Genomic DNA, 24,043 nt, shown 5'->3' on the forward strand with positions numbered 1-24,043 from the left:
AAATAATTCGAGTTGCAGGCTGGCGCGACCTTTCTGGTACACTACGCCAAAGTCACAGCAAGAATTGAGACGTTTTCGCGATGAACATAGGTCTTTTTTACGGTTCCAGCACCTGCTATACGGAAATGGCGGCAGAAAAAATACGCGATATCATCGGCCCTGAACTGGTGACGCTACACAACCTGAAAGATGACTCCCCTGCCCTGATGACGCAATATGATGTGCTGATCCTCGGCATTCCGACCTGGGATTTTGGCGAGATCCAGGAAGACTGGGAGGCTGTCTGGTCGCAGCTCGATACCCTGGATCTGCAGGGTAAGATTGTGGCGTTGTACGGTATGGGCGACCAGTTAGGCTACGGCGAATGGTTCCTTGATGCGCTCGGTATGCTGCACGACAAGCTGGCGACCAGAGGCGTGACGTTTATCGGCTACTGGCCAACCGAGGGCTATGAATTCACCAGCGCCAAACCGGTTATCGCCGATGGTCAACTGTTCGTTGGCCTGGCGCTCGACGAAACGAACCAGTACGACCTGAGCGATGAACGTATTCAGAGCTGGTGCGAGCAAATTCTCGGCGAAATGGCCGAGCAGTTTGCCTGAGTCCGCGCACAGGCCAGGCCTATCCGACGTTGTTGTCACAGCCAGCCTCAACAGCGTACAACAACCGAAACGCAGATGGAGTCTATAAGGACTGACTCGCGACGTTCGCTCTCCGGGCCGCCCGGAAGAGTGTTCAAAATAGGTTGGTATGTTGCCGGGCACTGCCCTGGTGCAAAATAGCAAGTAAAATAGTTCTGATGGGCCAGTCGCTTAATCTTGCGTGGGTTTCTGTAACACCAGCCGACACAAATCGCGCCACTCTCCCGCATCCATGCTATCCGCCGCAACCCACAAATTTTGCGTCCGGTGGTCTTCCATATGCCGCAGCCGCAGCAACATTCCGCTGCTGATCACCCACGGCGTGCCGATAATCGCCCACTCCGTTTTTTGCCAGCGTAAGCGAGAGTCAATCAGCAGCTTTATTTCACCCTGTCGGGCGTGGATCCGCCGCTGGCTACGCACGCAGTCAAACACCACCAGCGACAAGAGTATCAGCCAGAGTGGGGTATAACTTAGCGGCCAGGGCATCAGCAGCACCAGCGCCGCCACGATGCCATGCAGCAACAGTGAGAACCACTGCGCTCGCCATGAGATGCGTAAATCAGATTGCCACAGGACCACGTTCCCGATTCCGTGTCTGAATTAATTTTACCATCCGTTGCAGTTCTGCATCAGCCGGCTCACCATGATTCATTAACCAGTTGAATAAATCCGGATCGTCGTTTTCCAGCAGGCGGATAAACAACTGTTTGTCGCCATTGCTCAACGAATCGTACTCATGCTCGAAAAACGGCATGATGGAAATATCAAGTTCACGCATACCCCGACGGCATGCCCAGTGGATACGAGCTTTATTGTTAATGTCCATGTTGTCATTCCTGCACAGAGATATTGCTTAGTTTAACGCGTTTTCGCTATCGACTTCACTGGAATATCAAGATTCGCGAACGCTATTCCATGAAATCCCTAAAAATACCCGGGTTTTGCTGAATGCCTCCCCCACGATTAACGCGCCCGGCGCCATGCCGACTTGTGGGGATATTTATTCTTCTCCCTTGCCTTCGCTCTGGCGTTTAAGGGCACTCGTGGCCTGGCGAAAGCGCTTGCATTGCGCAATAGCTCTTTTACCATTAGTCGCACACTCTGCGTTAAGCTATTCAGGATATGACTATGGCTTTTACACCTTTTCCTCCGCGTCAGCCCTCCTCTTCCGCTCGCCTGCCGTTAACGCTGATGACGCTGGATGACTGGGCGCTGGCGACGATTACCGGCCCGGATGGCGAGAAATATCTGCAGGGGCAGATTACTGCCGACGTCAGTCACCTGACCGACGAGCAGCATCTGCTTGCCGCGCATTGTGACGCCAAAGGCAAGATGTGGAGCAACCTGCGCGTTTTCCGCCGTAACGAGGGGTTTGCGTGGATTGAACGCCGCAGCCTGCGTGAAGCGCAACTGACCGAGCTAAAAAAATACGCAGTATTTTCTAAAGTGACGATCGCCGCCAATGATGACCTCGTGCTGTTAGGCGTCGCCGGTTTCCAGGCGCGCGCCGCGCTGGCGCCGCTGTTTGGCGAATTGCCTCATGCCGAAAAACAGGTTGTCAGCGAAGGCGCCACTAGCCTGCTGTGGTTTGCGCATCCGGCTGAACGTTTCCTGCTGGTGACCGATGTGGAAACCGCTACCCGCATCACCAACGCTCTGCGCGGTGAAGCCCAGCTTAATAACAGCCAGCAGTGGCTGGCGCTGAATATTGAAGCCGGTCTGCCGGTTATTGATAGCGCCAACAGCGCGCAGTTTATTCCGCAAGCCACCAACCTACAGGCGCTGGGCGGTATCAGTTTTAAGAAAGGCTGCTATACCGGTCAGGAAATGGTTGCCCGTGCTAAATTCCGGGGCGCCAACAAGCGCGCCCTGTGGTCTCTGGCGGGGAAAGCCAGCCGCGTACCGGAAGCCGGGGAAGACCTGGAGCTGAAAATGGGTGAAAACTGGCGTCGTACCGGCACCGTTTTAGCCGCGGTGCAGTTAGACGATGGTCATCTGCTGGTGCAAGTGGTGATGAATAACGATATGGAGCCCGACAGCGTCTTCCGCGTACGTGATGACACCGGTAGCCTGGGCATCGTGCCGCTGCCATATTCGCTGGAAGAGCGTTAAGGCCCGATTATAGCCTTAGCAGAGCCGTCTCCCCGGAGGCGGCGCTCTAAAACGTCGAGCGCACAACATGGTCGGAGGGAGTTTCCCGATGACGCTTTATTAAACCTACCCCACGTACAAATAAATCGCCAGGAAATGGCATACGCTGCCGCCCAGCACAAAGCCGTGCCAGATCGCATGGTTGTACGGAATGCGCTTGCAGACGTAGAAAATCACGCCCAGCGAATAGACCACGCCGCCAACCGCCAGCAGCGTCACACCGCCCACCGAGAGTTTAATCGCCAGTTGATAGACGACGATCAGCGACAGCCAGCCCATTGTCAGATAGGTCACCAAAGAGAGGATCTTGAAACGATGCGCAATTGTCAGCTTAAACAAGATCCCCAGCAGCGCCAGACTCCAGATCACTATCATCAGCCCGCGGGATAGCGGCGAATTTAGCCCTACCAGCAGGAATGGCGTATAGGTTCCGGCGATCAGCAGGTAGATAGCGCAGTGGTCGAACTTTTTCAGCCAGAGCTTGGCCCGCTGATGCGGAATCGCGTGATAGAGCGTGGAGGCAAGAAACAGCAAAATCATACTGCCGCCGTACAGGCTGTAGCTGGTAATGGCTGTAGCACTGGCATTCGCATCTACCGCCTGAACCAGCAACAACACCAGACCGACAATGCCAAATACCAGGCCGACCCCATGACTGACGCTGTTGGCAATTTCCTCTGCCAGAGAATATCCCTGAGTGATTAATGGTCTGCGAACCATAGTTGACTCCGAAAACAAGTACGCTTTCAATGCTCACTTAGGTTAACTGAGAATGATTCCAGTGAACACCTGTTAGCTAAAATAAAAAGGTGAATATTTATTAACAATATAAAATCATAAAGTTACAGATAAATTTCAACTAACAGTCGTTCGCTTTTTAATTAAAGCTTTTCAAATTCAATCACATAAAACTGCTTTTCATGCGGATAGATCTCTGCAATTACCTTTTTCAGCTGCGGCAGCGTCATATTTTCCTGCTGAGCCTGCAATTCACTCAGAGTATCCAGAGTCACCGTTGATGTCGCCAGTACGCGAATGGCGCAGAAATAGCCATCATCTTCATAGCGGCCAACGCGCAGAATATCGCCCGCTTTAAAGTGCGATTCAGACGCATCGCGGATGGTAATGGTCTTGCGCCCGGCGAGGATGTCCTCCTGAAAACGCTGAAAAAAAGTGATGTCATTTGGCTGCATGATATCATTCCGTCCTGGTCATTATGAATTGTGAGTTTGCCCTGTGAGTATCTTCTCCCACGCCGCTATCGCCAGTCTCAATAATCTTGAGATGATGGTCTATCACTACGTCATTAAAAATCGCGACAAAGTGATGTACATGACCATCCGCGAACTGGCGGAAGCCGCCGGGGTCTCGACGACTACCGTCCTGCGCTTCTGCCGCAAGCTACAGTGCGAAGGTTACTCGGAGTTTCGCGTACGCTTTAAATTATATTTAGAGCAGGATGAGCCGCAACAGGCCAATTTTGGCGCCAGCGAAATAATAAGCTTTTTTAAAAGCGTGAATAACGATGAATTTGACCAGCTACTCGCCCAGGCGGTCGATATTATTCTCGCTTCCGAGAGAATTATTTTCGTCGGCGCCGGAACCTCCGGTGCGCTGGCAAAATATGGCGCACGCTTTTTCTCTAACGTCGGAAAATTCAGTAATCATATCGACGATCCTTATTTTCCGGTTACCAGTGATATGGCGCGTCATGCGCTGGCAATTGTGCTGTCCGTCTCCGGTGAAACCGAAGAGATCCTGCGCTTCGCCAGCCAGTTCAGCCTGCATCGCTGCAAGGTGATGTCCATCACCAGCCACGAACACTCGCGGCTGGCAAAGCTGGCCGATTTCAATCTCTCCTGGCATGTGCCGCAAACGCGTATTGCTGGCGGTTATGATATTACCACGCAGATCCCGGTGATTTATATTCTTGAAACGCTGGGACGTAAATTAGCGCGCAAACTCATCTGAAAATAACAGGATGTTTTTTCGATGTAACAAATCCCACGCCGGGTAAATTGTTATATCGTGACATTTATATTCTCTTTGTTAGACTCAAACCAGATTGTATTAATTTGAGATTGAGCAACAATGAAAAAACTCACCTTACCAAAAGATTTCTTATGGGGCGGCGCCGTTGCCGCTCATCAGGTTGAAGGCGGCTGGAACAAAGGCGGAAAAGGGCCAAGCATCTGCGACGTGCTGACGGGCGGGGCGCATGGCGTACCGCGTGAAATCACCCAACAAGTCGTAGCGGGTAAATATTATCCAAACCATGAAGCGGTCGATTTTTACGGTCACTATAAAGACGATATTAAGCTGTTCGCCGAGATGGGTTTTAAATGCTTTCGCACCTCCATCGCCTGGACCCGCATTTTCCCGCAGGGTGACGAGACGCAGCCGAACGAAGAAGGGCTGAAATTCTACGATGATATGTTCGATGAGTTGCTCAGATACAACATCGAACCGGTCATCACCCTCTCCCACTTTGAAATGCCGCTGCATCTGGTACAGCAATACGGCGGCTGGACCAACCGTAAAGTAGTGGATTTCTTCGTCCACTTCGCGGAGGTGGTATTTGAGCGCTACAAGCACAAAGTCAAATACTGGATGACCTTCAACGAGATCAACAACCAGCGCAACTGGCGCGCGCCGCTGTTTGGCTACTGCTGTTCCGGCGTGGTGTATACCGAACATGAAAACCCGGAAGAAACCATGTATCAGGTGCTGCATCACCAGTTCGTCGCCAGCGCGCTGGCGGTGAAGGCGGCACGCCGCATCAACCCGGAGATGAAGGTCGGCTGTATGCTGGCGATGGTTGCGCTCTATCCCTTTTCCTGTAATCCGGAAGATGTCATTTTCGCGCAGGAATCCATGCGTGAGCGCTATGTGTTTACCGACGTTCAGTTACGCGGCTACTACCCGTCTTATGTGCTGAACGAATGGGAACGTCGCGGCTTTAACATCAGCATGGACGCTGGCGACGCGGAGATCCTGCGTGAAGGCACCTGCGATTATCTTGGCTTCAGCTACTACATGACTAACGCGGTAAAAGCAGAAGGCGGTAGCGGCGATGCCATTTCCGGCTTCGAGGGCAGCGTGCCGAATCCGCACGTCAAAGCCTCCGACTGGGGCTGGCAGATTGACCCGGTCGGCCTGCGTTATTCCCTGTGCGAGCTGTATGAACGCTATCAGAAGCCGCTGTTTATCGTCGAAAATGGCTTTGGCGCCTACGACAAAGTGGAAGAAGACGGCAGCATCAACGACGATTACCGCATCGACTATCTGCGTGCTCACGTAGAAGAGATGATTAAAGCGGTGACCTATGATGGCGTGGATCTGATGGGCTATACGCCATGGGGCTGCATCGACTGCGTGTCATTCACCACCGGGCAATACAGCAAGCGTTACGGTTTTATTTACGTGAACAAGCATGACGACGGCAGCGGCGATATGTCACGCTCGCGGAAGAAAAGCTTTACCTGGTATAAAGAGGTTATCGCCAGCAACGGCGAAACGCTCTAACTCAGCCACGCCGGGCGGCGCTACGCTTGCAACGCCCTACAAAACCATAGGCCCGGTAAGCAATTAGCGCTACCGGGCGTTTATTTTCCACCCGCTAATTCAAGAAAACTCCCCGTCACATACGAAGCTTTCTCACTCAGTAACCAGACAATGGCCTGCGCGACCTCCTCCGGCTGGCCGCCGCGCTGCATAGGGAGCATCGACTTAACGCGATCAACCCGCCCTGGCTCACCGCCGGAAGCATGCATTTCGGTATAGATAAGACCAGGGCGCACACAGTTCACGCGAATCCCCTGGGCCGCTACTTCCAGCGCCAGCCCGGTAGTGAGCGTATCCACGGCCCCTTTTGACGCCGCATAGTCAACATATTCGAAAGGCGCTCCCAGCCGCGATGCCACAGATGAAACATTAACAATCGCACCACCCTGCCCCCCGTGCTTTCTGGACATCCGCTTTACCGCCTCCCGACAACAGAGGAAATAGCCTGTCACATTGGTCGCCAGTACGCGATTAATCCGTTCAGCGGTTAAATTTTCTATCGTGCTCTGTTCAAACAAAATCCCGGCGTTATTCACCAACGCGCTCAGCGGCTCAGCTTCGCGATCGATGGCTTCGAACATCGCCATAACCTGGCTTTCATCGCTGATGTCGGCACGCAAAGCAAAGGCATTCCTGCCTGCGGCAATAATCGAATTCACGACCTCTGTAGCCGCTCGAATATTGTGATGAAAGTTAACCGCGACGGTATAGCCCTCTTCTGCCAGTTGCAGAGCCGTCGCCCGTCCTATCCCACGACTACCGCCGGTAACCAGTGCTATTGCCATATCATTTCTCCTAAAAATAAAGGCGCCGAAGCGCCTTTAAAAGATAGTCGAATCAGCTGATTACTGATATTCAGCGATCGGTACGCAGGAACAGAACAGGTTACGATCGCCGTAAACATCATCCAGACGTTTCACGGTCGGCCAGTATTTATTGTTCAGCCCTGCCGGGAATACCGCCAGCTCGCGACTGTAAGGATGGTTCCACTCGCTCACCAGTTCGCCCTGCGTGTGCGGCGCGTTAACCAGCGGGTTATCCGCCAGCGGCCACTCACCGGCCTTCACGCGATCGATTTCCGCGCGAATCGCCAGCATCGCATTGATAAAGCGATCCAGCTCCATCTTGCTTTCCGATTCCGTCGGTTCAACCATCAGCGTACCCGCCACCGGGAACGACATGGTCGGCGCATGGAAGCCGTAGTCGATCAAACGCTTGGCAATATCCAGTTCGCTGATGCCGGTCTCTTCTTTCAGCGGACGGATGTCGAGAATACACTCGTGCGCCACGCGGCCATCACGACCGGTATACAGCACCGGAAATGCATCTTTCAGCCGGCTGGCGATATAGTTGGCGTTCAGAATCGCCACCTGACTTGCCTGCTTCAGCCCTTCCGCCCCCATCATGCGGATGTACATCCAGCTGATCGGCAGAATGGATGCGCTGCCGAACGGGGCGGCAGACACCGCGCCCTGACGGGTCAGCATCCCTTCGATGTGCACCACGCTGTGACCCGGAACAAACGGCGCCAGATGCGATTTCACACCGATCGGCCCCATACCCGGGCCGCCGCCGCCGTGCGGAATGCAGAAGGTTTTATGCAGGTTGAGGTGCGAAACGTCTGCGCCGATAAAACCCGGAGAGGTAATGCCGACCTGCGCGTTCATATTGGCACCATCAAGATAAACCTGACCGCCGAACTGATGCACTATCTCGCACACATCACGAATGGTTTCTTCGTACACGCCGTGGGTGGATGGGTAAGTGACCATGATGCAGGAGAGGTTCTGCGCATGCTGCTCCGCTTTCGCCCGCAGATCCGCTAAGTCGATATTGCCGTTTTTATCGCAGGCCACTACCACCACCTGCATTCCTGCCATATGCGCTGAAGCCGGGTTGGTGCCGTGAGCCGAAGCGGGGATCAGGCAGATATCACGATGCCCTTCATTGCGGCTTTCGTGGTAATGACGAATCGCCAGCAGACCCGCGTATTCGCCCTGTGCGCCAGAGTTCGGCTGCATACACACGGCGTCATAGCCCGTCAGTTTCACCAGCCAGTCAGAAAGCTGGCTGATCATCTGATGATACCCTTCCGCCTGATCTGCCGGACAAAACGGATGCAGTTCCGCAAATTCCGGCCAGGTGATGGGGATCATCTCGGCGGCGGCATTGAGCTTCATAGTACAGGAACCCAGCGGGATCATCGCCTGGTTCAGCGCCAGATCCTTACGCTCCAGCGCATGCATATAGCGCATCATCTCCGTTTCGCTATGGTAGCGGTTAAATACCGGATGCGTCAGGATCGCGTCATCACGCAACATGCAGGCCGGAATTGAGCGGCTATCAAGCGCCACATCTTTATCCAGCGTATCAATGTTAAGGCCGTGGTCGTCACCCAGCAGGACAGAGAACAGTTGCCGCACATTTTCGCGGGTTGTCGTTTCATCCAGCGTGATGCCAACGGCGTTGTGGATGTCGCTGCGCAGGTTGATCTCTGCCGCTTCCGCGCGCGCCAGAACGGCGGCTTTATCCGCGACTTCCACACACAGGGTGTCAAAATAGTGCGCGTGACGCAGTTTCAGCCCTTTTTGCTGTACGCCCGCCGCCAGAATGTCGGTCAGGCGGTGAATGCGATTAGCAATGCGCTTCAGCCCAACCGGGCCGTGATAAACGGCATACAGGCTGGCGATGTTGGCCAGCAGCACCTGAGAAGTACAAATATTGGAGTTGGCTTTCTCGCGACGGATATGCTGTTCGCGAGTCTGCATCGCCATGCGCAGTGCGGTATTGCCCGCCGCATCTTTCGATACGCCGATAATACGGCCCGGCATAGAGCGTTTGAATTCATCTTTGGCGGCAAAGAACGCCGCGTGTGGGCCGCCGTAGCCCATCGGTACGCCGAAGCGTTGCGCAGAGCCGAACACAATGTCCGCACCCTGCTTGCCCGGCGCCGTCAGCAGCACCAGCGCCATAAAGTCAGCGGCCACGCTAACGATAACTTTACGCGACTTCAGTTCGCTAATCAGCGCGCTGTAGTCGTGAACTTCACCGGTGGTGCCAACCTGCTGCAACAGCACGCCGAACACATCCTGGTGATCCAGCGCTTTTTCCGCATCATCGACAATAACATCGAAACCAAAGGTTTTCGCCCGGGTGCGCACCACGTCCAGCGTTTGCGGATGAACGTCAGAGGCGACAAAGAAACGGCTGGCGTTTTTCAGTTTGCTGATGCGTTTTGCCATTGCCATCGCTTCCGCTGCGGCGGTGGCTTCATCCAGCAACGAAGCGGAGGCCATATCCAGCCCGGTCAGATCCAGCGTCACCTGCTGGAAATTCAGCAGCGCTTCCAGACGCCCCTGCGAAACTTCCGGCTGATAAGGCGTATACGCAGTGTACCAGCCCGGATTTTCCAGCATATTGCGCAGGATAACCGGCGGCAGCTGCACCGCGGTATAACCCATGCCAATGTAAGACGTGAAGCGCTTGTTGCGACCGGCAATCGCTTTTAATTCTGCCAGCGCGGCGTATTCCGTCGCCGCTTCACCTACCTGCGGCGGCGTGGCAAGCTGAATGTCTTGCGGCACAATCTGGCAGATTAGGGCGTTTAGCGACCCGGCGCCAACGGCATTCAGCATCTCTTGCTGCTGCGCGGCATCCGGTCCGATATGGCGTGTAATGAAAGCGCCGCTATTTTCAAGCTGGCTTAACGTCTGTGTCATGGGCGATGGTTCCTGAAACGTGCGGTGAATCGTGGTTGTCTCTGGCTCAATTGCCCGGTGGCGCTAACGCTTACCGGGCCTACGCGTGCGAAAACGAATACGCAAAATCATTCACATGGCAGGACGGCGGCGACGCAGAGAATCCCAGGAGCTTACATAAGTAAGTGACTGGGATAAGCGAGGAGGCCAACACACCTGCAACATGAAGGATGACGCGTATTTATTCGTCTTCTAACAATGCTTCGTATGCGGTTGCATCCAGCAGCGCATCGATTTCACTTTCGTCACTGGCTTTGATTTTGAAGATCCAACCGCCCGCATATGGCTCGCTGTTGACCAGTTCCGGGGAATCGTTCAGATCTTCATTGACGGCAACGATTTCACCGCTAACTGGCGCATAAATATCAGAAGCCGCTTTTACCGACTCGGCAACGGCGCAGTCAGCGCCCGCGTCAACGGTCGCGCCCACTTCCGGCAGGTCAACGAAAACCATATCGCCAAGCAGCTCCTGCGCGTGCTCAGTGATGCCGACGGTATAGGTGCCATCCGCTTCTTTGCGCAGCCATTCGTGTTCTTTGCTGTATTTCAGTTCTGCTGGTACGTTGCTCATCAATTCATCTCCAAAAGGGGAAATCACACCACGGCTTTGCCGTTGCGTACAAAAACGGGTTTCGTCACTTTTACCGGCATTTCGCGGTTGCGGATCTGCACCACGGCGGTTTCACCAATGCCTGCCGGCACACGCGCTAAGGCAATGCTGTAACCCAGTGTGGGGGAGAAGGTGCCGCTGGTGATAATGCCTTCTTTCTGATTACCATCGGCATCGCTAAAGTGGACCGGCAGGCCGCCGCGCAGGACGCCTTTCTCAGTCATTACCAGCCCCACCAGCTTCTCGGTGCCTTTTTCACGCTGCAGTTCCAGCGCTTCGCGACCGATAAAATCACGATCAGCGGGCTCCCAGGCGATGGTCCAGCCCATATTCGCCGCCAGCGGAGAGACGCTTTCATCCATCTCCTGGCCGTAAAGATTCATCCCCGCCTCCAGGCGCAGCGTATCCCGGGCGCCAAGGCCGCACGGCTTAACGCCTGCGTCCAGCAGGCCACGCCAGAAACCTGCCGCCTGCTCGTTCGGCAGCGCGATTTCATAGCCCGCTTCCCCGGTATAGCCGGTGGTGGCGATAAACAGGTCGCCGGACTGCACGCCAAAAAAGGGCTTCATGCCTTCAACGGCCTGCCGCTGGGTCTCGGTAAACAGCGTGGCCGCTCTCTCCTGCGCCTTCGGCCCCTGTACGGCAATCAGGGAAAGATCGTCGCGCACGGTTACCCCAAGGCCATAGGATTCAGAATGCTGAGCAATCCAGGCGAGATCTTTCTCACGGGTGGCGGAGTTAACAACAAGGCGGAAATAATCTTCAGAAAGGAAATAAACAATCAGGTCATCAATGACGCCGCCGGAGGCAGTCAGCATTCCGCTATAGAGCGCTTTACCCGGGACGGTAAGCTTCGCCACGTCATTCGCCAGTAAATAGCGCAGAAATTCGCGGATACGGCTACCATGAAAGTCCACGATGGTCATATGCGACACATCAAACATCCCGGCATCACGACGCACCGTGTGATGCTCATCGATCTGCGATCCGTAATGCAGCGGCATCATCCAGCCATGGAAATCCACCATGCGCGCGCCGCATAACGTGTGTTGTTCAAACAACGGAGTCTGTTGAGCCATCTTTTCCTCATCGAATAAAACGGAAACCAGCCACTGGTTTTAGCGATTTTACGCCGCAAACGCGCCGCCGCCATCGCTGACGAACACCGACGCAAACGTTCTCTTTGGCCTGAACTTACCACCGAAATCCGGACTAAACCATAAGCTAAATCAGGACATCACATTAGCTTATGACAAAAATCCACGGCACAACCAACAGAACTTTAAACTAAAAAATCACCTATTATTCCGCGCAAAATAAAACAAAATCGCCAATGAAGCAGAAAATTATGACATTTAATGTTGAATTAAAAACCTAAGATCGGTGATGAAAATAAGACGGCATTAATAAAACTAATGCGAAAAAAGAGGTGAAATTAGATTATTTCAAATGAGAGAGGGTAGCCCGGCGCGGAGGCCGGGGAAATAAATGTGACGAACTTAACGTAACCAGGCAGGAAGGTCGTTTAACCCCATCGCCTGACGAATAAGCTGTGGCTTCACGCCGGGTAACGTATCCGCCAGCTTGAGGCCGATGTCGCGCAGTAGCTTCTTCGCCGGATGGCTGCCGGAGAACATCTCGCGAAATCCCTGCATCCCCGCCAGCATCAACGCTGCGCTATGCTTACGCCTGCGCTCGTAGCGACGCAGATACAGATGCTGACCGATATCCTTACCCTGCGCATGCAGGCGTTTCAGTTCATCAATCAGCTCGGCGGCATCCATAAAACCAAGGTTAACGCCCTGCCCGGCCAGCGGGTGAATAGTGTGAGCGGCATCGCCAACCAACGCCAGGCGATGGGCGGCAAACTGACGGGCATAGCGGCCGGTCAACGGAAAGACCTGACGCTCGCTCTCAACGGCGCACAACCCCAGACGATTATCAAAAGCAATATTCAGCGCCTGGTTGAAAGCGGGTGCCTCTGCCTGTTGCATCCGTTTCGCTGCCTCGGGAGACAGCGACCAGACGATAGAGCAGAGATGCGGATCGCTCAGCGGCAAAAACGCCAGGATGCCTTCGCCGTGGAACGCCTGGCGAGCAATCGCTTCGTGCGGCGCTTCAGTGCGAATGGTAGCGACCAGCGCGTGATGCTGATAATCCCAGTACGTCAGCGGAATGTCGGCATTGTTGCGCAACCACGAATTGGCGCCGTCAGCGCCAATCACCAGCCGGGCGGTTAACATACTGCCATCCTGCAGGCTAAGAAAGGCTTCATTTTCCCCCCAGGCGACATGCTGCAACTGGGCCGGAGCCAGCAAGGTGACGTCGGAACAACGCTGCGCTTTTTGCCACAGAGCATGGTGTATCACCGCGTTTTCAATAATATGCCCCAGGTGGCTAAAGCCCATGCTTTGATCATCGAAGCGAATGCGACCAAAACTGTCTTTATCCCACACTTCCATGCCGTGATAGCAACTGGCGCGTCGGGCAATGATATCCTGCCAGACGCCCAGTTTGCTCAATAGCGTTTCGCTGGCGGCGTTAATCGCCGACACCCGCAGCGCCGGCGGCGCATCGGCGTTCAGCGGTTGAGGCTCAGCCTGTTCCAGCACCGCAACGCGCAGCCCGCTACCCTGCAACCCGCAGGCAACCGCCAGCCCCACCATTCCACCGCCCACAATGGCGACATCAACACTTTGCACGTTTCACTCCTTAACGGGGGACCCAACCGAGGGTACGCTGCGCCAGCGCATCGCGAGCCGGGGTAAATAATTCCATCGCCATCAGACCGACATTGCGCCCCACGACCAGCGGCGCCCAACGATTGGCGAACAGATGCACCAGACCGTCGGTCACGCCAATCGTGGCGGCTTTGTCGTCGGCGCGTCGCGCCTGATAACGGCTCAAAAGCGCATAGTCGCCCGGATCCTGACCAACGGCATGCGCCTGCGCAACCATTTCCGCCAGACTCATCACATCCCGCAGGCCGAGGTTAAACCCCTGTCCGGCAATGGGATGCAGCGTCTGCGCCGCATTACCCACCAGGGCCAGACGATGCGTAACCGTGCGGGTAGCGGCAGTCAGCGATAACGGATAAGCGCTACGCTTTCCGGCGTGAGTTATCTGGCCAAGCCGCCAGCCAAATGCCTGCTGCAGTTCATCGCAGAAACGTTCATCTGACCAGCCGAGCACCTCTTCATGCCGCGACTGCGGATGACACCACACCAGCGAACCGCGCCCCTGCGACATCGGCAGCATCGCCAGCGGGCCATGTCGGGTAAAGCGTTCGAATGCCTGGCCGTTATGCGGCCGAGCGGTACTGACGTTGGCGATAATCGCCAGTTGTTCATAGGGCTGCTGCTGCCAGCTTATCCCGCAGCGCGCCCCCAGAGTGGAGCGCGAACCATCGGCCGCCACCAGCAGTTTACCGTTAAGGGTTTCACCATTGTCCAGAGTAAGACTAACGTCCCCCACGCTGCGGCTAACCTCCGCAACTTTAGCCGGACAGTGCAGCGTGATGCCAGGCGCCTTGCGCAGTTGCGCAAACAGGCGCTGGCCGACATCGTGTAGTTCAACCACCTGACCTAGTGCCGCCAGAGCGTAATCCCGGGCGTCAAGCGTCACAAATCCCGCATGCCCGCGATCGCTGACGTGGACGCGCTGAATGGCCGTCGCGCAGTCGGCAATCTCCTGCCAGATACCGATCCTGGCCAGTTGCTGGCAGGTTCCGGCCGCCAGTGCGATCGCCCGCGCGTCAAAGCCCGGATGCTTCGCGGATTCCGGCGCCGATGCTTCAACCAGATGCACCGGCAGATTACCGCCGGTCAGGCGAGAAATCGCCAGCGCCAGCGTCGCACCGGTCATTCCACCGCCAACGATCAGTACGCTCATAGCTGGCGCGCCGCCGCCATCAGCGCCTCAATATCGTCCGCGTTTTTCACCACACCCGCGGTGAGGTTCTCGTTGCCGTCTTCGGTGATGACAATGTCATCTTCGATACGAATGCCGATACCCCGATACTGCGCCGGAACATCAGCATCCGTCGCAATATACAGACCCGGCTCAACGGTCAGCACCATTCCCGGTTCAAGAATACGCGAGCGGTCGACGTCATAATTCCCCACATCGTGTACGTCGAGTCCCAGCCAGTGGCTCAGACCATGCATAAAGAAAGGACGATGGGCGTTATTAGCCATCAGTTCGTCAATATCCCCTTTCAGTATTCCCAGACGTACCAGGCCGCTAATCATAATCCGCACCACCTGCTGGTTAACCTCATTAATTGAGGTGCCGGGGCGATAAAGCTTCAGCGAGGTTTCCAGAGATTCAAGGACGATATCGTAAATCTTGCGCTGCGCCGGGCTGAATTTACCGTTAACCGGGAAGGTACGGGTAATATCGCCCGCATAGCCACGGTATTCACAGCCGGCATCAATCAGCACCAGATCACCGTCGCGCAGTTCGCTCTCATTCTCGGTGTAGTGCAAAATGCAGCCATTTTCACCGCCGCCCACGATGGTGTTATAAGAAGGGAAGCGCGCGCCGTGGCGGTTGAACTCATGGAGGATCTCACCTTCCAGCTGGTATTCGAACATCCCTGGGCGGCATTTTTCCATGGCGCGAGTATGGGCCAGCGCGGAGATTTCACCGGCGCGTCGCATCACGTCCAGCTCTTCCGCCGACTTAAACAGGCGCATTTCATGCACGACTGGCCGCCAGTCAATCACCGAGTTCGGTGCCTGCAGATTCTGACGCACGCCTTTACGCAGTTTTTCCAGCGCGTTAAACACCAGTTCATCGGCGTATGCATATTCGCCCTGGGCAAAATAAATAGCATCAAGGCCATTAAGCAACTGAAACAGTTGCTGATTAATTTCACTAAACGCCAGCGCGCGATCGACTCCCAGCTTCGCCGGCGCGGCCTCCTGCCCAAGACGACGGCCAAACCAGATTTCAGCGGTCAAATCGCGAACGCGGTTAAACAATACGCTGTGGTTGTGCGTTTCATCGCTTTTAATCAGCACCAGCAGCGCTTCCGGCTCATTAAAGCCGGTGAAATACCAAAAATCGCTATTCTGCCGGTAGGGATATTCCGAATCTGCGCTACGCGTGACTTCCGGCGCGGCGAAAATCAACGCCGCGCTGCCTGGCTGCATCTGCGCCAGCAGAGCCTGGCGACGAGAGAGAAATTCCTGCTGAGTCATGACGCCCCCTGAACAATTTAGTGAATAATTAGTGTAGTGTCGGCTTCTGAACTTCCGGCGCAGTAGGTTTTTGCATTGAAAACGTATCGTGGCACAACAGCGCTGCAACGCGGACGTACTCGATAATCTCTTCAAGGGACATTTCGAGCTCTTCCTGATCCTCGTCTTCGTCGTACCCGAGCTGGGCGATATTGCGCAGATCGTCAATCGCTTCGCCCGCTTCGTCTTTGACTTTATCCAGCTTAGGCTGCGTCACGCCTAACCCAAGCAGAAAATGGTTCACCCAGCCCGCCAGCGCATCGGCACGATCGAACACGCTCACCGCCTCGCCATCCGGCAAGTAAAGCTGGAACAAAAAGCCGTCATCTTCCAGCGAATCACTGGTGGCGGAATGCATGTGACGCAGCGCCTGCGCCAGTTCATGGCCAAAAGCCAGTCCTTCGTTAGTCAGGTCATGCACCAGAGGCTGCCAGCTGCTGTCCTTGTTGCCGCCACACAGGATCCCACAGATTAATCCGTGCATTTCGGCAGGCGTTAATCCCACCCCTTGTTGGTTCAGTAACTGGTCTACATCACTGTAATCAGGCATTTCGTTCTGTATAGACATGCGCATTCGTCATCGTTGGGAGGAATATTCATGATATGCTACCACTTTGGACCCTGGTGAACCAGAATAGGACTTGTATCTCCGAACCAGGGTAGCTATAGTGTCGCCCCTTCGCGGAGCCTCCTTGGCGCGAAGGCCGCGCAGTTAATCAGCAGGAAGGTGGCATGTCTGCACAACCCGTAGATCTCCAGATTTTTGGCCGTTCACTCCGCGTGAATTGCCCGCCCGAACAAAGGGATGCCTTAAACCAGGCCGCTGATGACCTGAATCAGCGGTTGCAAGATTTAAAAGAACGCACTAGAGTCACAAATACTGAGCAGTTGGTGTTCATCGCCGCGTTGAACATCAGCTATGAGTTGACTCAGGAAAAAGCGAAAACCCGCGACTACGCCGCCAGTATGGAGCAGCGTATTCGGATGCTTCAGCAGACCATCGAACAAGCGTTGCTTGAGCAAGGTCGCATAAGCGAAAGACCCGGGCAGAAGTTTGAATAACACTTTGCATTTAACTGTGTTAGAGTAATCGCAAGAACAAAATTTCTCTGAGATGTTTGCAAGCGGGCCAGTCCCCTGAGCCGATATTTCATACCACAAGAATGTGGCGCTCCATGGTTGGTGAGCATGCTCGGTTCGTCCGAGAAGCCTTAAAACCGTGACGACACATTCACCTTGAACCAAGGGTTCAAGGGTTACAGCCTGCGGCGGCATCTCGGAGATTCCCTTCTTTATCGTTCCATTCCCCGACTTCATTTCCGGCTTATGCCATCGTGTATTACACTATGCCTGTTTGTATTGTTTGCTCACCATTGTTTGTACACCAATGAGATTCAGGCATGACGCTATTGTCAGATATCCCGTACACCAGGCAACACATTCGCCAGCAGATCCGCCAGCGCCGACGCGCGTTAACACCGGAGCAGCAAACACTGTTTGCCCTGCAGGCAGCAGACAGAATGATGGTGTATCCTCCTGTTTTGCTTGCGCATACGGTCGCAGTATTTCTTTCGTTTGATGGCGAACTGGATACGCAGCCGCTCATTGACCAACTCTGGCGAGCGGGCAAGCGAGTTTATCTCCCCGTCCTTCACCCTTTCAGTCCGGCCAATCTGCTGTTTTTACACTACCACCCGCACAGTGACCTGGTCGTCAATCGTTTGAAAATCCACGAACCCAGACTTGATGTGCGCGATGTGCTGCCCCTCAGCCAACTGGATGTGCTGATTACCCCGCTGGTGGCGTTCGATGCCGTCGGGCAACGCCTGGGAATGGGCGGCGGATTTTACGACCGGACGCTGCAAAACTGGCGGCAATACCATCTTCAGCCGGTCGGTTACGCCCACGATTGCCAGCAGGTCGAAGCGCTACCGGCAGAGCAGTGGGATATCCCGCTGCCAGCGGTCATCACGCCGTCAAAAACCTGGATCTGGTAAATCGGCTTTAATCGCCAGCAGCGCGTTTGTATGAGCGAGAGAAACGTCAGAATTGCGGTATGAAGCCGAGAGAAGGGCAGGTTGCTGACCTGCCCGCTGGCAACAAAGGGGATTAGAACAGCAGACGAGCGCGAATAGTGCCCGGAATGGCCTTCATCGCCTGCAATGCGGTCTGTGCCACATCTTCTTCCGCTTCGATATCGATAACCACGTAACCCATCTGCGGCGTGGTCTGCAGATACTGCGCCGCGATGTTAATACCCTGGGCCGCAAAGATCTGGTTAATCGAGGTCAGCACGCCCGGACGGTTTTCGTGGATGTGCAGCAGACGGCGGCCACCGTGCAGCGGCAACGACACTTCAGGGAAGTTAACCGCAGAAAGCGTCGAACCGTTATCAGAGTATTTCACCAGCTTGCCCGAGACTTCCAGACCGATATTTTCCTGCGCTTCCTGAGTTGAACCGCCAATGTGCGGAGTCAGGATAACGTTGTCAAATTCGCAGAGCGGGGAGTTAAACGGATCGCTGTTGGTCGCAGGTTCGGTTGGAAATACATCAATCGCCGCGCCCGCCAGATGTTTGCTCGCCAGCACCTCGCACAGGGCCGGGATATCAACGACTGTGCCGCGAGAGGCGTTAATCAGCAGCGCGCCCGGCTTCATCAGCGCCAGTTCTTCCGCGCCAATCATATTTTTAGTGGAGATGTTTTCCGGCACATGCAGACTCACAACATCGCTCATATTCAACAAATCAGAGAGATGCTGTACCTGAACGGCGTTACCTAACGGTAATTTGCTTTCAATATCATAGAAATAGACGTGCATCCCCAGCGATTCGGCCAGGATACCCAGTTGGGTACCGATATGACCATAGCCAATAATGCCCAACTTTTTGCCGCGCGCTTCGAAGCTGCCAACCGCCAGTTTGTTCCACACGCCGCGATGTGCTTTCGCGTTTGCCGCCGGCACTCCGCGCAGCATAAGCAACAATTCGCCAATAACCAGTTCAGCAACGGAGCGCGTATTTGAGAACGGCGCGTTAAACACCGGAATACCGCGTTTTGCCGCCGCATTCAAATCAACCTGATTGGTACCGATACAGAAACAGCCGACGGCAACCAGCTTTTCCGCCGCCGCGAAGATCTCTTCAGTCAGATGAGTACGGGAACGCAGGCCAATAAAATGAGCATCACGGATCGACGCTTTCAGCGCTTCGCTATCCAGCGCGCCTTTGTGAAACTCGATATTGGTGTAGCCCGCCGCGCGGAGATTATCCACCGCTTTTTGATGTACACCTTCAACCAGCAGAAATTTAATCTTGTCTTTTTCCAGTGATACCTTAGCCATTTCCCCGTCCTGTTTTGTCTTAACTGATGTCGTGCGGAACGAAAGTTCTTCTCAGCAACATATCAAAAAAAACTATCGCGGCAATATGAACGTTTGCGCCAACAACCTGAAGAAATATCACTCAGCGGGAAATGACAGAACAAAACACCATAAAGAAAAAGAAAGACAGACTGTTACTCATGATTTGAGAATAAATGTGACATAAGTCACCAAAATGAACCTGATAAAAAAATATTGCCGAGGGAGCAGGTTCACTCCCCCGGTCAGACTATTTCGTGATGGTTTTTACTCCATCGGCGGTGCCGATCAGCGCGATATCCGCGCCACGATTCGCAAACAGGCCGACGGTTACCACGCCCGGAATACCGTTGATGGCATTTTCCAGCGCCACGGCGTCAAGAATCTCCAGGCCATATACATCGAGGATCACGTTACCGTTGTCGGTCACCACGCCCTGACGATACTCCGGACGACCGCCCAGCTTAACCAGCGCACGCGCCACGGCGCTGCGGGCCATCGGAATCACTTCAACCGGCAGCGGAAATGTACCGAGAATATCGACCTGCTTAGAAGCATCGGCGATACAGATAAACTTGTCAGCAACCGAGGCGATAATTTTCTCCCGCGTCAGCGCCGCACCGCCGCCTTTAATCATCTGCATATGGCCGTTAATCTCGTCAGCACCGTCTACATAGATGCCCAGACGATCAACGCTGTTAAGATCAAAAACAGTAATACCGAGGCTTTTCAGTTTTTCGGTTGAGGCATCGGAGCTGGAAACCGCCCCTTCAATCTGCCCTTTCATGGTGCCCAGCGCGTCAATAAAATGTGCCGCCGTGGAACCCGTACCAACCCCAACGATGGTGCCCGGCTGTACATACTGCAATGCCGCCCAGCCTACTGCTTTTTTCAGTTCATCTTGCGTCATGATTATGGTCCGAAATGTAATTGCCTGTGGCGCATTATAGAACACCAGGGGTGTTATTGTCCCTGCGACGAAGATCACACAACGCAGCAGACAATTTTTTCGTCTTCATCAAAAGCAAATTTATGTCATAGTGCGAGTTAACGAAAAGTATTAGGGGTACGTCAGAGCAATGAAACGACCGGACTACAGAACACTACAGGCGCTGGACGCGGTAATCAGGGAACGAGGATTTGAGCGCGCCGCGCAGAAGCTTTGTATCACCCAGTCCGCCGTCTCACAGCGCATTAAACAACTGGAAAATATGTTTGGCCAACCGCTGCTGGTGCGCACCGTACCGCCGCGTCCTACCGAGCAAGGGCAAAAATTGCTGGCCCTGCTGCGTCAGGTCGAGCTGCTGGAAGAGGAGTGGCTGGGCGATGAGCAAACCGGCTCCACGCCGCTGCTGCTGTCGCTGGCGGTCAACGCCGACAGTCTGGCAACCTGGCTGCTGCCCGCGCTTTCCAGCGTACTCTCCGACTCCCCTATTCGCCTCAATTTACAGGTGGAAGATGAAACCCGTACCCAGGAACGTCTGCGCCGCGGTGAAGTCGTCGGGGCAGTCAGTATTCAGCCGCAGGCACTGCCCAGTTGCCTGGTCGACCAGCTCGGGGCTCTCGACTATCTGTTCGTCGCCTCTAAAGAGTTTGCGCAACGCTATTTTCCCAACGGCGTCACCCGTTCGGCGCTGCTCAAAGCGCCGGTGGTGGCGTTCGATCATCTCGACGATATGCACCAGGCTTTCTTACAGCAGAATTTCGACTTACCGCCGGGCAGCGTCCCCTGCCATATCGTGAACTCTTCTGAAGCCTTTGTGCAGTTAGCTCGTCAGGGAACCACCTGCTGTATGATCCCGCATCTGCAGATTGAGAAAGAGTTGAACAGCGGTGAGCTTATTGACCTCACCCCTGGCCTGTTCCAGCGCCGGATGCTCTACTGGCACCGTTTCGCGCCGGAGAGCCGCATGATGCGCCGGGTGACCGATGCGCTGATCAATTATGGGCACAAAGTATTAAGGCAAGATTAGGCCAGGCTTTCAGGGTGGGAGCCATCCAGCCAGTGAATGACGAGTTACAGTAATCTGACTTTATGCAATCGGTTCACATTGGGCGAGGGTTCACGGCGGGCTTTGCTAAACGATTCAGCGTGTCGCCGATATCATGTTGACGCAATGACCATCGGAAAAGCCCGGCATGCAGGCCGGGCAACATAGTCTATTGCGCCGCTTTTGACTCATCAGCAGCTTTTGCTGGCGTGGATGGAGCCGAGGCAGACTGCGCAGGTTGCAGTTCAAACACCACATCCACCTGATCATCAAACTGAATTGTCGCCTGTTCATAGCTTTCCTGAGCAGAAACTGGCGCCGCATCCGCTTTCATCATCCGCACCATCGGGCTGGGCTGGTAATTGGAGACATGATAACGAACGCTATAGACCGGCCCCAGCTTACTATGGAAACCGGCTGCCAGTTCCTGTGCCTGGTGAATAGCATTATCAATCGCCGCTTTGCGCGCTTTATCTTTATACGCGTCCGGTTGCGCAACCCCCAGAGACACTGAGCGGATCTCATTCAGACCCGCTTTTAATGCACCATCTAACAGACCGTTGAGCTTATCCAGTTGCCGTAACGTGACTTCAACGCTACGCACCGCGCGGTAGCCCTTAAGAATGCTTTTACCATTCTGATAATCATAATCAGGCTGAGTACGCAGATTGGCTGAGTTAATATCTTTCCTGCCAATACCGCTCTTTTCCAGGAAAGAAAGATACTGGGCAACACGTTCGTCAGCCTGTTTCTTTGCCGATGCCGCGTCTTTCGCGGAGACGTTAACTTCAATCGCCAGGGTGGCGATATCGGGAACCGCGGCAACGCTGGCGGTCCCTGACGTGACAATATGTGGGCCATTTGGCAATTCATTTGCCTGTGTGGCCATTACGCTAAATCCGAGTGCTGCCGCCAGGGCCATGACTTTTAACTTCACTGTCGTTTCTCCATCTTACATGAGTCGTCCATAAGGTGGACGCATGCCAACCAGCTTAGCGCGTAGATGAGGAAAGTCCATCAGAGAAGGCTTAGTTAAGCAGCGCCTGCACATGCGCAAGGCCATCTTTCGCTAACTGTAGCGCAATCATCCACATTACCAGGCCGACCAGCAGATTGATGACTCTTTGCGCCGTTGCCGTACGCAAACGCGGTGCCAGCCAGGCGGCCAGCAGGGCCAGACCAAAGAACCATAAAAACGAAGCGCTAATGGTACCTAAGGCAAACCAGCGCTTTGGCTCTGCTGCCAGTTGTCCGCCAAGGCTGCCGAGCACCACAAAGGTATCAAGATAAACATGTGGATTCAGCCAGGTCACCGCCAGCATGGTGACAATAATTCTCCAGCGCCCCTGCTTCATCGCTTCCGCGCTGGCCAGTTCCAGATGTCGGCTAAAAGCCGTTTTCATCGCCCCAAAACCGTACCACAATAAAAAGGCGACGCCGCCCCAGGTCACCATCGCCAACAGCCACGGCGACTGCATCAGCAACGCGCTGCCGCCAAACACGCCGGCACAAATGAGCAGCAGATCGCTGATCGCGCAAAGCAGAGCAATCATCAGATGATACTGGCGACGAATACCCTGATTCATCACAAAAGCATTTTGGGGACCGAGCGGCAAAATCATCGCCGCTCCCAGAGCAAGCCCCTGGAAATAATAAGATAACATATGGGATTTTCCGCCAGAGTCGTAAATTCGGACTGACTATAGCGCGGCACGATTATTAGATGAAATTTATATTTTTAATCATTAATAAGTAAAGCTAATAAAAGATTTTTACAGGCGCTTGTCGTCGCAAACAAAAAGGGCCCGCGATCATCAACCGCGAGCCCTTTTCGCTAAAACCTGAAGCGAATATTATTCCGCCTGTTCTTTCACCTTCTTAACGTTCACATCCATTTGCGGATACGGGAAGCTAATTCCGTTGGCGTCAAAATCACGCTTAATACGCTCCAGAATATCCCAGTAAACGCTTTGCAGATCGCTACTTTTGCTCCATACGCGCACCACGTAGTTCACCGATGACGCCCCCAGTTCATGGAGACGAACCGTCATTTCCCGATCTTTCAGGATACGCTCATCAGATGTAATGATATCGGTAAGCAGCTTTTTCACCAGATCCGTATCAGAGTCATATCCAACGCCAATGATAAACTCATTACGGCGAACCGGTTCACGGGAGAAGTTGGTGATATTACCGTCAATAACCTTTTTGTTCGGCACAATAACGATTTTGCCATCCGCGGCACGCAGCGTGGTGGAAAAAATCTGGACGTTAAGTACCGTTCCCGCGGTACCGCCCAGATCAACGTACTCCCCCGCGCGGAACGGACGGAAAACAACCAGCAGCACGCCAGCCGCGAGGTTAGCCAGCGATCCCTGCAGCGCCAGGCCAACGGCCAGACCTGCGGCGCCAAGAACGGCGATAACCGATGCTGTCTGCACGCCTACACGCCCCAGTGCGGCAATCAGCGTAAAAGCAATAACCGCATAACGCGCCAGTGCGGACAGAAAATCGGCGACGGTGGCATCAATGTGTCGCGCCTGCATCAGACGATTCAGAGTATTAGACACAATTCGCGCCACGATCAGACCAACAATAATAATCGCGATGGCCGCGACGATGTTGACGGCATAACTCAGTAATAGTTGCTGATTACGCACCAGCCATGAACCGGCGTGATTTATGCTACCGACAACGTTCAACTCTTCCATTTAACATTCCT

Annotated in this window: 24 protein-coding genes and 1 other RNA gene; 8 read left to right on the plus strand and 17 right to left on the minus strand. The window is 54.3% G+C overall.

Annotated features, from left to right (window positions below):
• The first annotated feature begins 80 nt into the window (after nucleotides 1-80).
• Nucleotides 81-602 carry a flavodoxin FldB gene (gene fldB, locus FE839_RS10525; protein ID WP_138360776.1) on the plus strand — a complete coding sequence of 174 codons (522 nt, stop codon included), beginning with the start codon at nucleotides 81-83 and terminating at the stop codon, nucleotides 600-602.
• Between the two features lie 210 nt (nucleotides 603-812).
• On the opposite strand, the gene FE839_RS10530 is transcribed toward fldB, so the two are convergent.
• Complete coding sequence (locus FE839_RS10530; protein WP_138360777.1) at nucleotides 813-1,223, minus strand: protein YgfX; 411 nt, start codon at nucleotides 1,221-1,223, stop codon at nucleotides 813-815.
• A complete protein-coding gene (gene sdhE / locus FE839_RS10535; protein WP_138360778.1) occupies nucleotides 1,204-1,470 on the minus strand; it encodes an FAD assembly factor SdhE in 267 nt (88 codons plus the stop codon). Before sdhE ends, FE839_RS10530 begins: the two co-directional genes overlap by 20 nt.
• A gap of 302 nt (nucleotides 1,471-1,772) precedes the next feature.
• On the opposite strand from sdhE, the gene ygfZ reads away from it, so the two are divergent.
• On the plus strand, nucleotides 1,773-2,756 hold the full coding sequence (ygfZ, locus tag FE839_RS10540; protein ID WP_138360779.1) for a tRNA-modifying protein YgfZ: 984 nt from the start codon (nucleotides 1,773-1,775) through the stop codon (nucleotides 2,754-2,756).
• A 105-nt stretch (nucleotides 2,757-2,861) separates the two neighbouring features.
• On the opposite strand, the gene trhA is transcribed toward ygfZ, so the two are convergent.
• Both trhA and yqfB read right to left on the minus strand, forming a co-directional pair.
• Nucleotides 2,862-3,515 carry a PAQR family membrane homeostasis protein TrhA gene (trhA, locus tag FE839_RS10545; RefSeq protein WP_138360780.1) on the minus strand — a complete coding sequence of 218 codons (654 nt, stop codon included), beginning with the start codon at nucleotides 3,513-3,515 and terminating at the stop codon, nucleotides 2,862-2,864.
• Between the two features lie 161 nt (nucleotides 3,516-3,676).
• Complete coding sequence (gene yqfB / locus FE839_RS10550; RefSeq protein ID WP_138360781.1) at nucleotides 3,677-3,988, minus strand: N(4)-acetylcytidine aminohydrolase; 312 nt, start codon at nucleotides 3,986-3,988, stop codon at nucleotides 3,677-3,679.
• A gap of 49 nt (nucleotides 3,989-4,037) precedes the next feature.
• Here yqfB and FE839_RS10555 point away from each other — a divergent pair, with 49 nt between their 5' ends.
• Nucleotides 4,038-4,766 carry a MurR/RpiR family transcriptional regulator gene (locus FE839_RS10555; RefSeq protein WP_138360841.1) on the plus strand — a complete coding sequence of 243 codons (729 nt, stop codon included), beginning with the start codon at nucleotides 4,038-4,040 and terminating at the stop codon, nucleotides 4,764-4,766.
• Nucleotides 4,767-4,886: 120 nt separating this feature from the next.
• Nucleotides 4,887-6,320, plus strand: a complete 1,434-nt coding sequence (locus FE839_RS10560; RefSeq protein WP_138360782.1) for a 6-phospho-beta-glucosidase — start codon at nucleotides 4,887-4,889, stop codon at nucleotides 6,318-6,320.
• An 80-nt stretch (nucleotides 6,321-6,400) separates the two neighbouring features.
• Here FE839_RS10560 and FE839_RS10565 read toward each other — a convergent pair whose 3' ends face one another.
• From FE839_RS10565 to FE839_RS10600, 8 genes are all read right to left on the minus strand, one after another.
• Nucleotides 6,401-7,144: an SDR family oxidoreductase gene (locus FE839_RS10565; protein WP_138360783.1), complete on the minus strand. Its 744-nt coding sequence runs from the start codon at nucleotides 7,142-7,144 to the stop codon at nucleotides 6,401-6,403.
• A gap of 60 nt (nucleotides 7,145-7,204) precedes the next feature.
• The gene (gcvP, locus tag FE839_RS10570; protein ID WP_138360784.1) at nucleotides 7,205-10,078 is read right to left on the minus strand and encodes an aminomethyl-transferring glycine dehydrogenase; all 2,874 of its coding nucleotides are present in this window, start codon (nucleotides 10,076-10,078) and stop codon (nucleotides 7,205-7,207) included.
• A 220-nt stretch (nucleotides 10,079-10,298) separates the two neighbouring features.
• Nucleotides 10,299-10,688 carry a glycine cleavage system protein GcvH gene (gene gcvH / locus FE839_RS10575; RefSeq protein WP_138360785.1) on the minus strand — a complete coding sequence of 130 codons (390 nt, stop codon included), beginning with the start codon at nucleotides 10,686-10,688 and terminating at the stop codon, nucleotides 10,299-10,301.
• 23 nt (nucleotides 10,689-10,711) lie between these two features.
• On the minus strand, nucleotides 10,712-11,806 hold the full coding sequence (gene gcvT / locus FE839_RS10580; RefSeq protein WP_138360786.1) for a glycine cleavage system aminomethyltransferase GcvT: 1,095 nt from the start codon (nucleotides 11,804-11,806) through the stop codon (nucleotides 10,712-10,714).
• A gap of 420 nt (nucleotides 11,807-12,226) precedes the next feature.
• Nucleotides 12,227-13,429: an FAD-dependent 2-octaprenylphenol hydroxylase gene (gene ubiI, locus FE839_RS10585; protein ID WP_138360787.1), complete on the minus strand. Its 1,203-nt coding sequence runs from the start codon at nucleotides 13,427-13,429 to the stop codon at nucleotides 12,227-12,229.
• Nucleotides 13,430-13,439: 10 nt separating this feature from the next.
• The gene (gene ubiH, locus FE839_RS10590) at nucleotides 13,440-14,618 is read right to left on the minus strand and encodes a 2-octaprenyl-6-methoxyphenyl hydroxylase (RefSeq protein ID WP_138360788.1); all 1,179 of its coding nucleotides are present in this window, start codon (nucleotides 14,616-14,618) and stop codon (nucleotides 13,440-13,442) included.
• Nucleotides 14,615-15,931 carry a Xaa-Pro aminopeptidase gene (gene pepP / locus FE839_RS10595; protein WP_138360789.1) on the minus strand — a complete coding sequence of 439 codons (1,317 nt, stop codon included), beginning with the start codon at nucleotides 15,929-15,931 and terminating at the stop codon, nucleotides 14,615-14,617. Before pepP ends, ubiH begins: the two co-directional genes overlap by 4 nt.
• 28 nt (nucleotides 15,932-15,959) lie before the next feature.
• A complete protein-coding gene (locus tag FE839_RS10600) occupies nucleotides 15,960-16,538 on the minus strand; it encodes a YecA/YgfB family protein (RefSeq protein ID WP_138360790.1) in 579 nt (192 codons plus the stop codon).
• A gap of 164 nt (nucleotides 16,539-16,702) precedes the next feature.
• On the opposite strand from FE839_RS10600, the gene zapA reads away from it, so the two are divergent.
• From zapA to FE839_RS10615, 3 genes are all read left to right on the plus strand, one after another.
• Complete coding sequence (gene zapA, locus FE839_RS10605) at nucleotides 16,703-17,032, plus strand: cell division protein ZapA (protein WP_004105598.1); 330 nt, start codon at nucleotides 16,703-16,705, stop codon at nucleotides 17,030-17,032.
• Between the two features lie 41 nt (nucleotides 17,033-17,073).
• Nucleotides 17,074-17,257: non-coding RNA, 6S RNA (ssrS, locus tag FE839_RS10610), on the plus strand.
• Between the two features lie 113 nt (nucleotides 17,258-17,370).
• Nucleotides 17,371-17,967 carry a 5-formyltetrahydrofolate cyclo-ligase gene (locus FE839_RS10615; RefSeq protein WP_138360791.1) on the plus strand — a complete coding sequence of 199 codons (597 nt, stop codon included), beginning with the start codon at nucleotides 17,371-17,373 and terminating at the stop codon, nucleotides 17,965-17,967.
• Between the two features lie 112 nt (nucleotides 17,968-18,079).
• Here the strand turns inward: FE839_RS10615 and serA are convergent, their stop codons facing one another.
• Nucleotides 18,080-19,312: a phosphoglycerate dehydrogenase gene (gene serA, locus FE839_RS10620; RefSeq protein WP_138360792.1), complete on the minus strand. Its 1,233-nt coding sequence runs from the start codon at nucleotides 19,310-19,312 to the stop codon at nucleotides 18,080-18,082.
• 268 nt (nucleotides 19,313-19,580) lie between these two features.
• The gene (gene rpiA, locus FE839_RS10630) at nucleotides 19,581-20,240 is read right to left on the minus strand and encodes a ribose-5-phosphate isomerase RpiA (protein WP_138360794.1); all 660 of its coding nucleotides are present in this window, start codon (nucleotides 20,238-20,240) and stop codon (nucleotides 19,581-19,583) included.
• Between the two features lie 169 nt (nucleotides 20,241-20,409).
• Between rpiA and argP the strand changes: the two genes are divergently transcribed.
• The gene (gene argP / locus FE839_RS10635; RefSeq protein WP_138360795.1) at nucleotides 20,410-21,303 is read left to right on the plus strand and encodes a DNA-binding transcriptional regulator ArgP; all 894 of its coding nucleotides are present in this window, start codon (nucleotides 20,410-20,412) and stop codon (nucleotides 21,301-21,303) included.
• A gap of 187 nt (nucleotides 21,304-21,490) precedes the next feature.
• On the opposite strand, the gene FE839_RS10640 is transcribed toward argP, so the two are convergent.
• The 3 genes from FE839_RS10640 to mscS form a co-directional block, all read right to left on the minus strand.
• Nucleotides 21,491-22,258, minus strand: a complete 768-nt coding sequence (locus tag FE839_RS10640) for an oxidative stress defense protein (protein WP_138360796.1) — start codon at nucleotides 22,256-22,258, stop codon at nucleotides 21,491-21,493.
• Nucleotides 22,259-22,349: 91 nt separating this feature from the next.
• Nucleotides 22,350-22,985 (minus strand): arginine exporter ArgO, encoded by a 636-nt coding sequence (gene argO / locus FE839_RS10645; RefSeq protein WP_138360797.1) that lies wholly within the window; start codon nucleotides 22,983-22,985, stop codon nucleotides 22,350-22,352.
• Between the two features lie 189 nt (nucleotides 22,986-23,174).
• The gene (gene mscS / locus FE839_RS10650; protein WP_138360798.1) at nucleotides 23,175-24,032 is read right to left on the minus strand and encodes a small-conductance mechanosensitive channel MscS; all 858 of its coding nucleotides are present in this window, start codon (nucleotides 24,030-24,032) and stop codon (nucleotides 23,175-23,177) included.
• Nucleotides 24,033-24,043 lie beyond the last annotated feature (11 nt).

The sequence above is a fragment of the Klebsiella indica genome (genome assembly GCF_005860775.1).
GTDB classification, from domain to species: Bacteria; Pseudomonadota; Gammaproteobacteria; order Enterobacterales; family Enterobacteriaceae; genus Klebsiella; species Klebsiella indica.

Coding starts and splice junctions, on each gene's coding strand:
- FE839_RS10615 (WP_138360791.1), top strand. CDS start 17,371: ATGACGCTATTGTCAGATATCCCGTACACCAGGCAACACATTCGCCAG.
- FE839_RS10565 (WP_138360783.1), bottom strand. CDS start 7,144: ATGGCAATAGCACTGGTTACCGGCGGTAGTCGTGGGATAGGACGGGCG.
- FE839_RS10600 (WP_138360790.1), bottom strand. CDS start 16,538: ATGTCTATACAGAACGAAATGCCTGATTACAGTGATGTAGACCAGTTA.
- gcvT (WP_138360786.1), bottom strand. CDS start 11,806: ATGGCTCAACAGACTCCGTTGTTTGAACAACACACGTTATGCGGCGCG.
- trhA (WP_138360780.1), bottom strand. CDS start 3,515: ATGGTTCGCAGACCATTAATCACTCAGGGATATTCTCTGGCAGAGGAA.
- pepP (WP_138360789.1), bottom strand. CDS start 15,931: ATGACTCAGCAGGAATTTCTCTCTCGTCGCCAGGCTCTGCTGGCGCAG.
- FE839_RS10560 (WP_138360782.1), top strand. CDS start 4,887: ATGAAAAAACTCACCTTACCAAAAGATTTCTTATGGGGCGGCGCCGTT.
- fldB (WP_138360776.1), top strand. CDS start 81: ATGAACATAGGTCTTTTTTACGGTTCCAGCACCTGCTATACGGAAATG.
- ygfZ (WP_138360779.1), top strand. CDS start 1,773: ATGGCTTTTACACCTTTTCCTCCGCGTCAGCCCTCCTCTTCCGCTCGC.
- ubiH (WP_138360788.1), bottom strand. CDS start 14,618: ATGAGCGTACTGATCGTTGGCGGTGGAATGACCGGTGCGACGCTGGCG.
- gcvP (WP_138360784.1), bottom strand. CDS start 10,078: ATGACACAGACGTTAAGCCAGCTTGAAAATAGCGGCGCTTTCATTACA.
- zapA (WP_004105598.1), top strand. CDS start 16,703: ATGTCTGCACAACCCGTAGATCTCCAGATTTTTGGCCGTTCACTCCGC.
- argP (WP_138360795.1), top strand. CDS start 20,410: ATGAAACGACCGGACTACAGAACACTACAGGCGCTGGACGCGGTAATC.
- mscS (WP_138360798.1), bottom strand. CDS start 24,032: ATGGAAGAGTTGAACGTTGTCGGTAGCATAAATCACGCCGGTTCATGG.
- yqfB (WP_138360781.1), bottom strand. CDS start 3,988: ATGCAGCCAAATGACATCACTTTTTTTCAGCGTTTTCAGGAGGACATC.
- rpiA (WP_138360794.1), bottom strand. CDS start 20,240: ATGACGCAAGATGAACTGAAAAAAGCAGTAGGCTGGGCGGCATTGCAG.
- gcvH (WP_138360785.1), bottom strand. CDS start 10,688: ATGAGCAACGTACCAGCAGAACTGAAATACAGCAAAGAACACGAATGG.
- argO (WP_138360797.1), bottom strand. CDS start 22,985: ATGTTATCTTATTATTTCCAGGGGCTTGCTCTGGGAGCGGCGATGATT.
- sdhE (WP_138360778.1), bottom strand. CDS start 1,470: ATGGACATTAACAATAAAGCTCGTATCCACTGGGCATGCCGTCGGGGT.
- serA (WP_138360792.1), bottom strand. CDS start 19,312: ATGGCTAAGGTATCACTGGAAAAAGACAAGATTAAATTTCTGCTGGTT.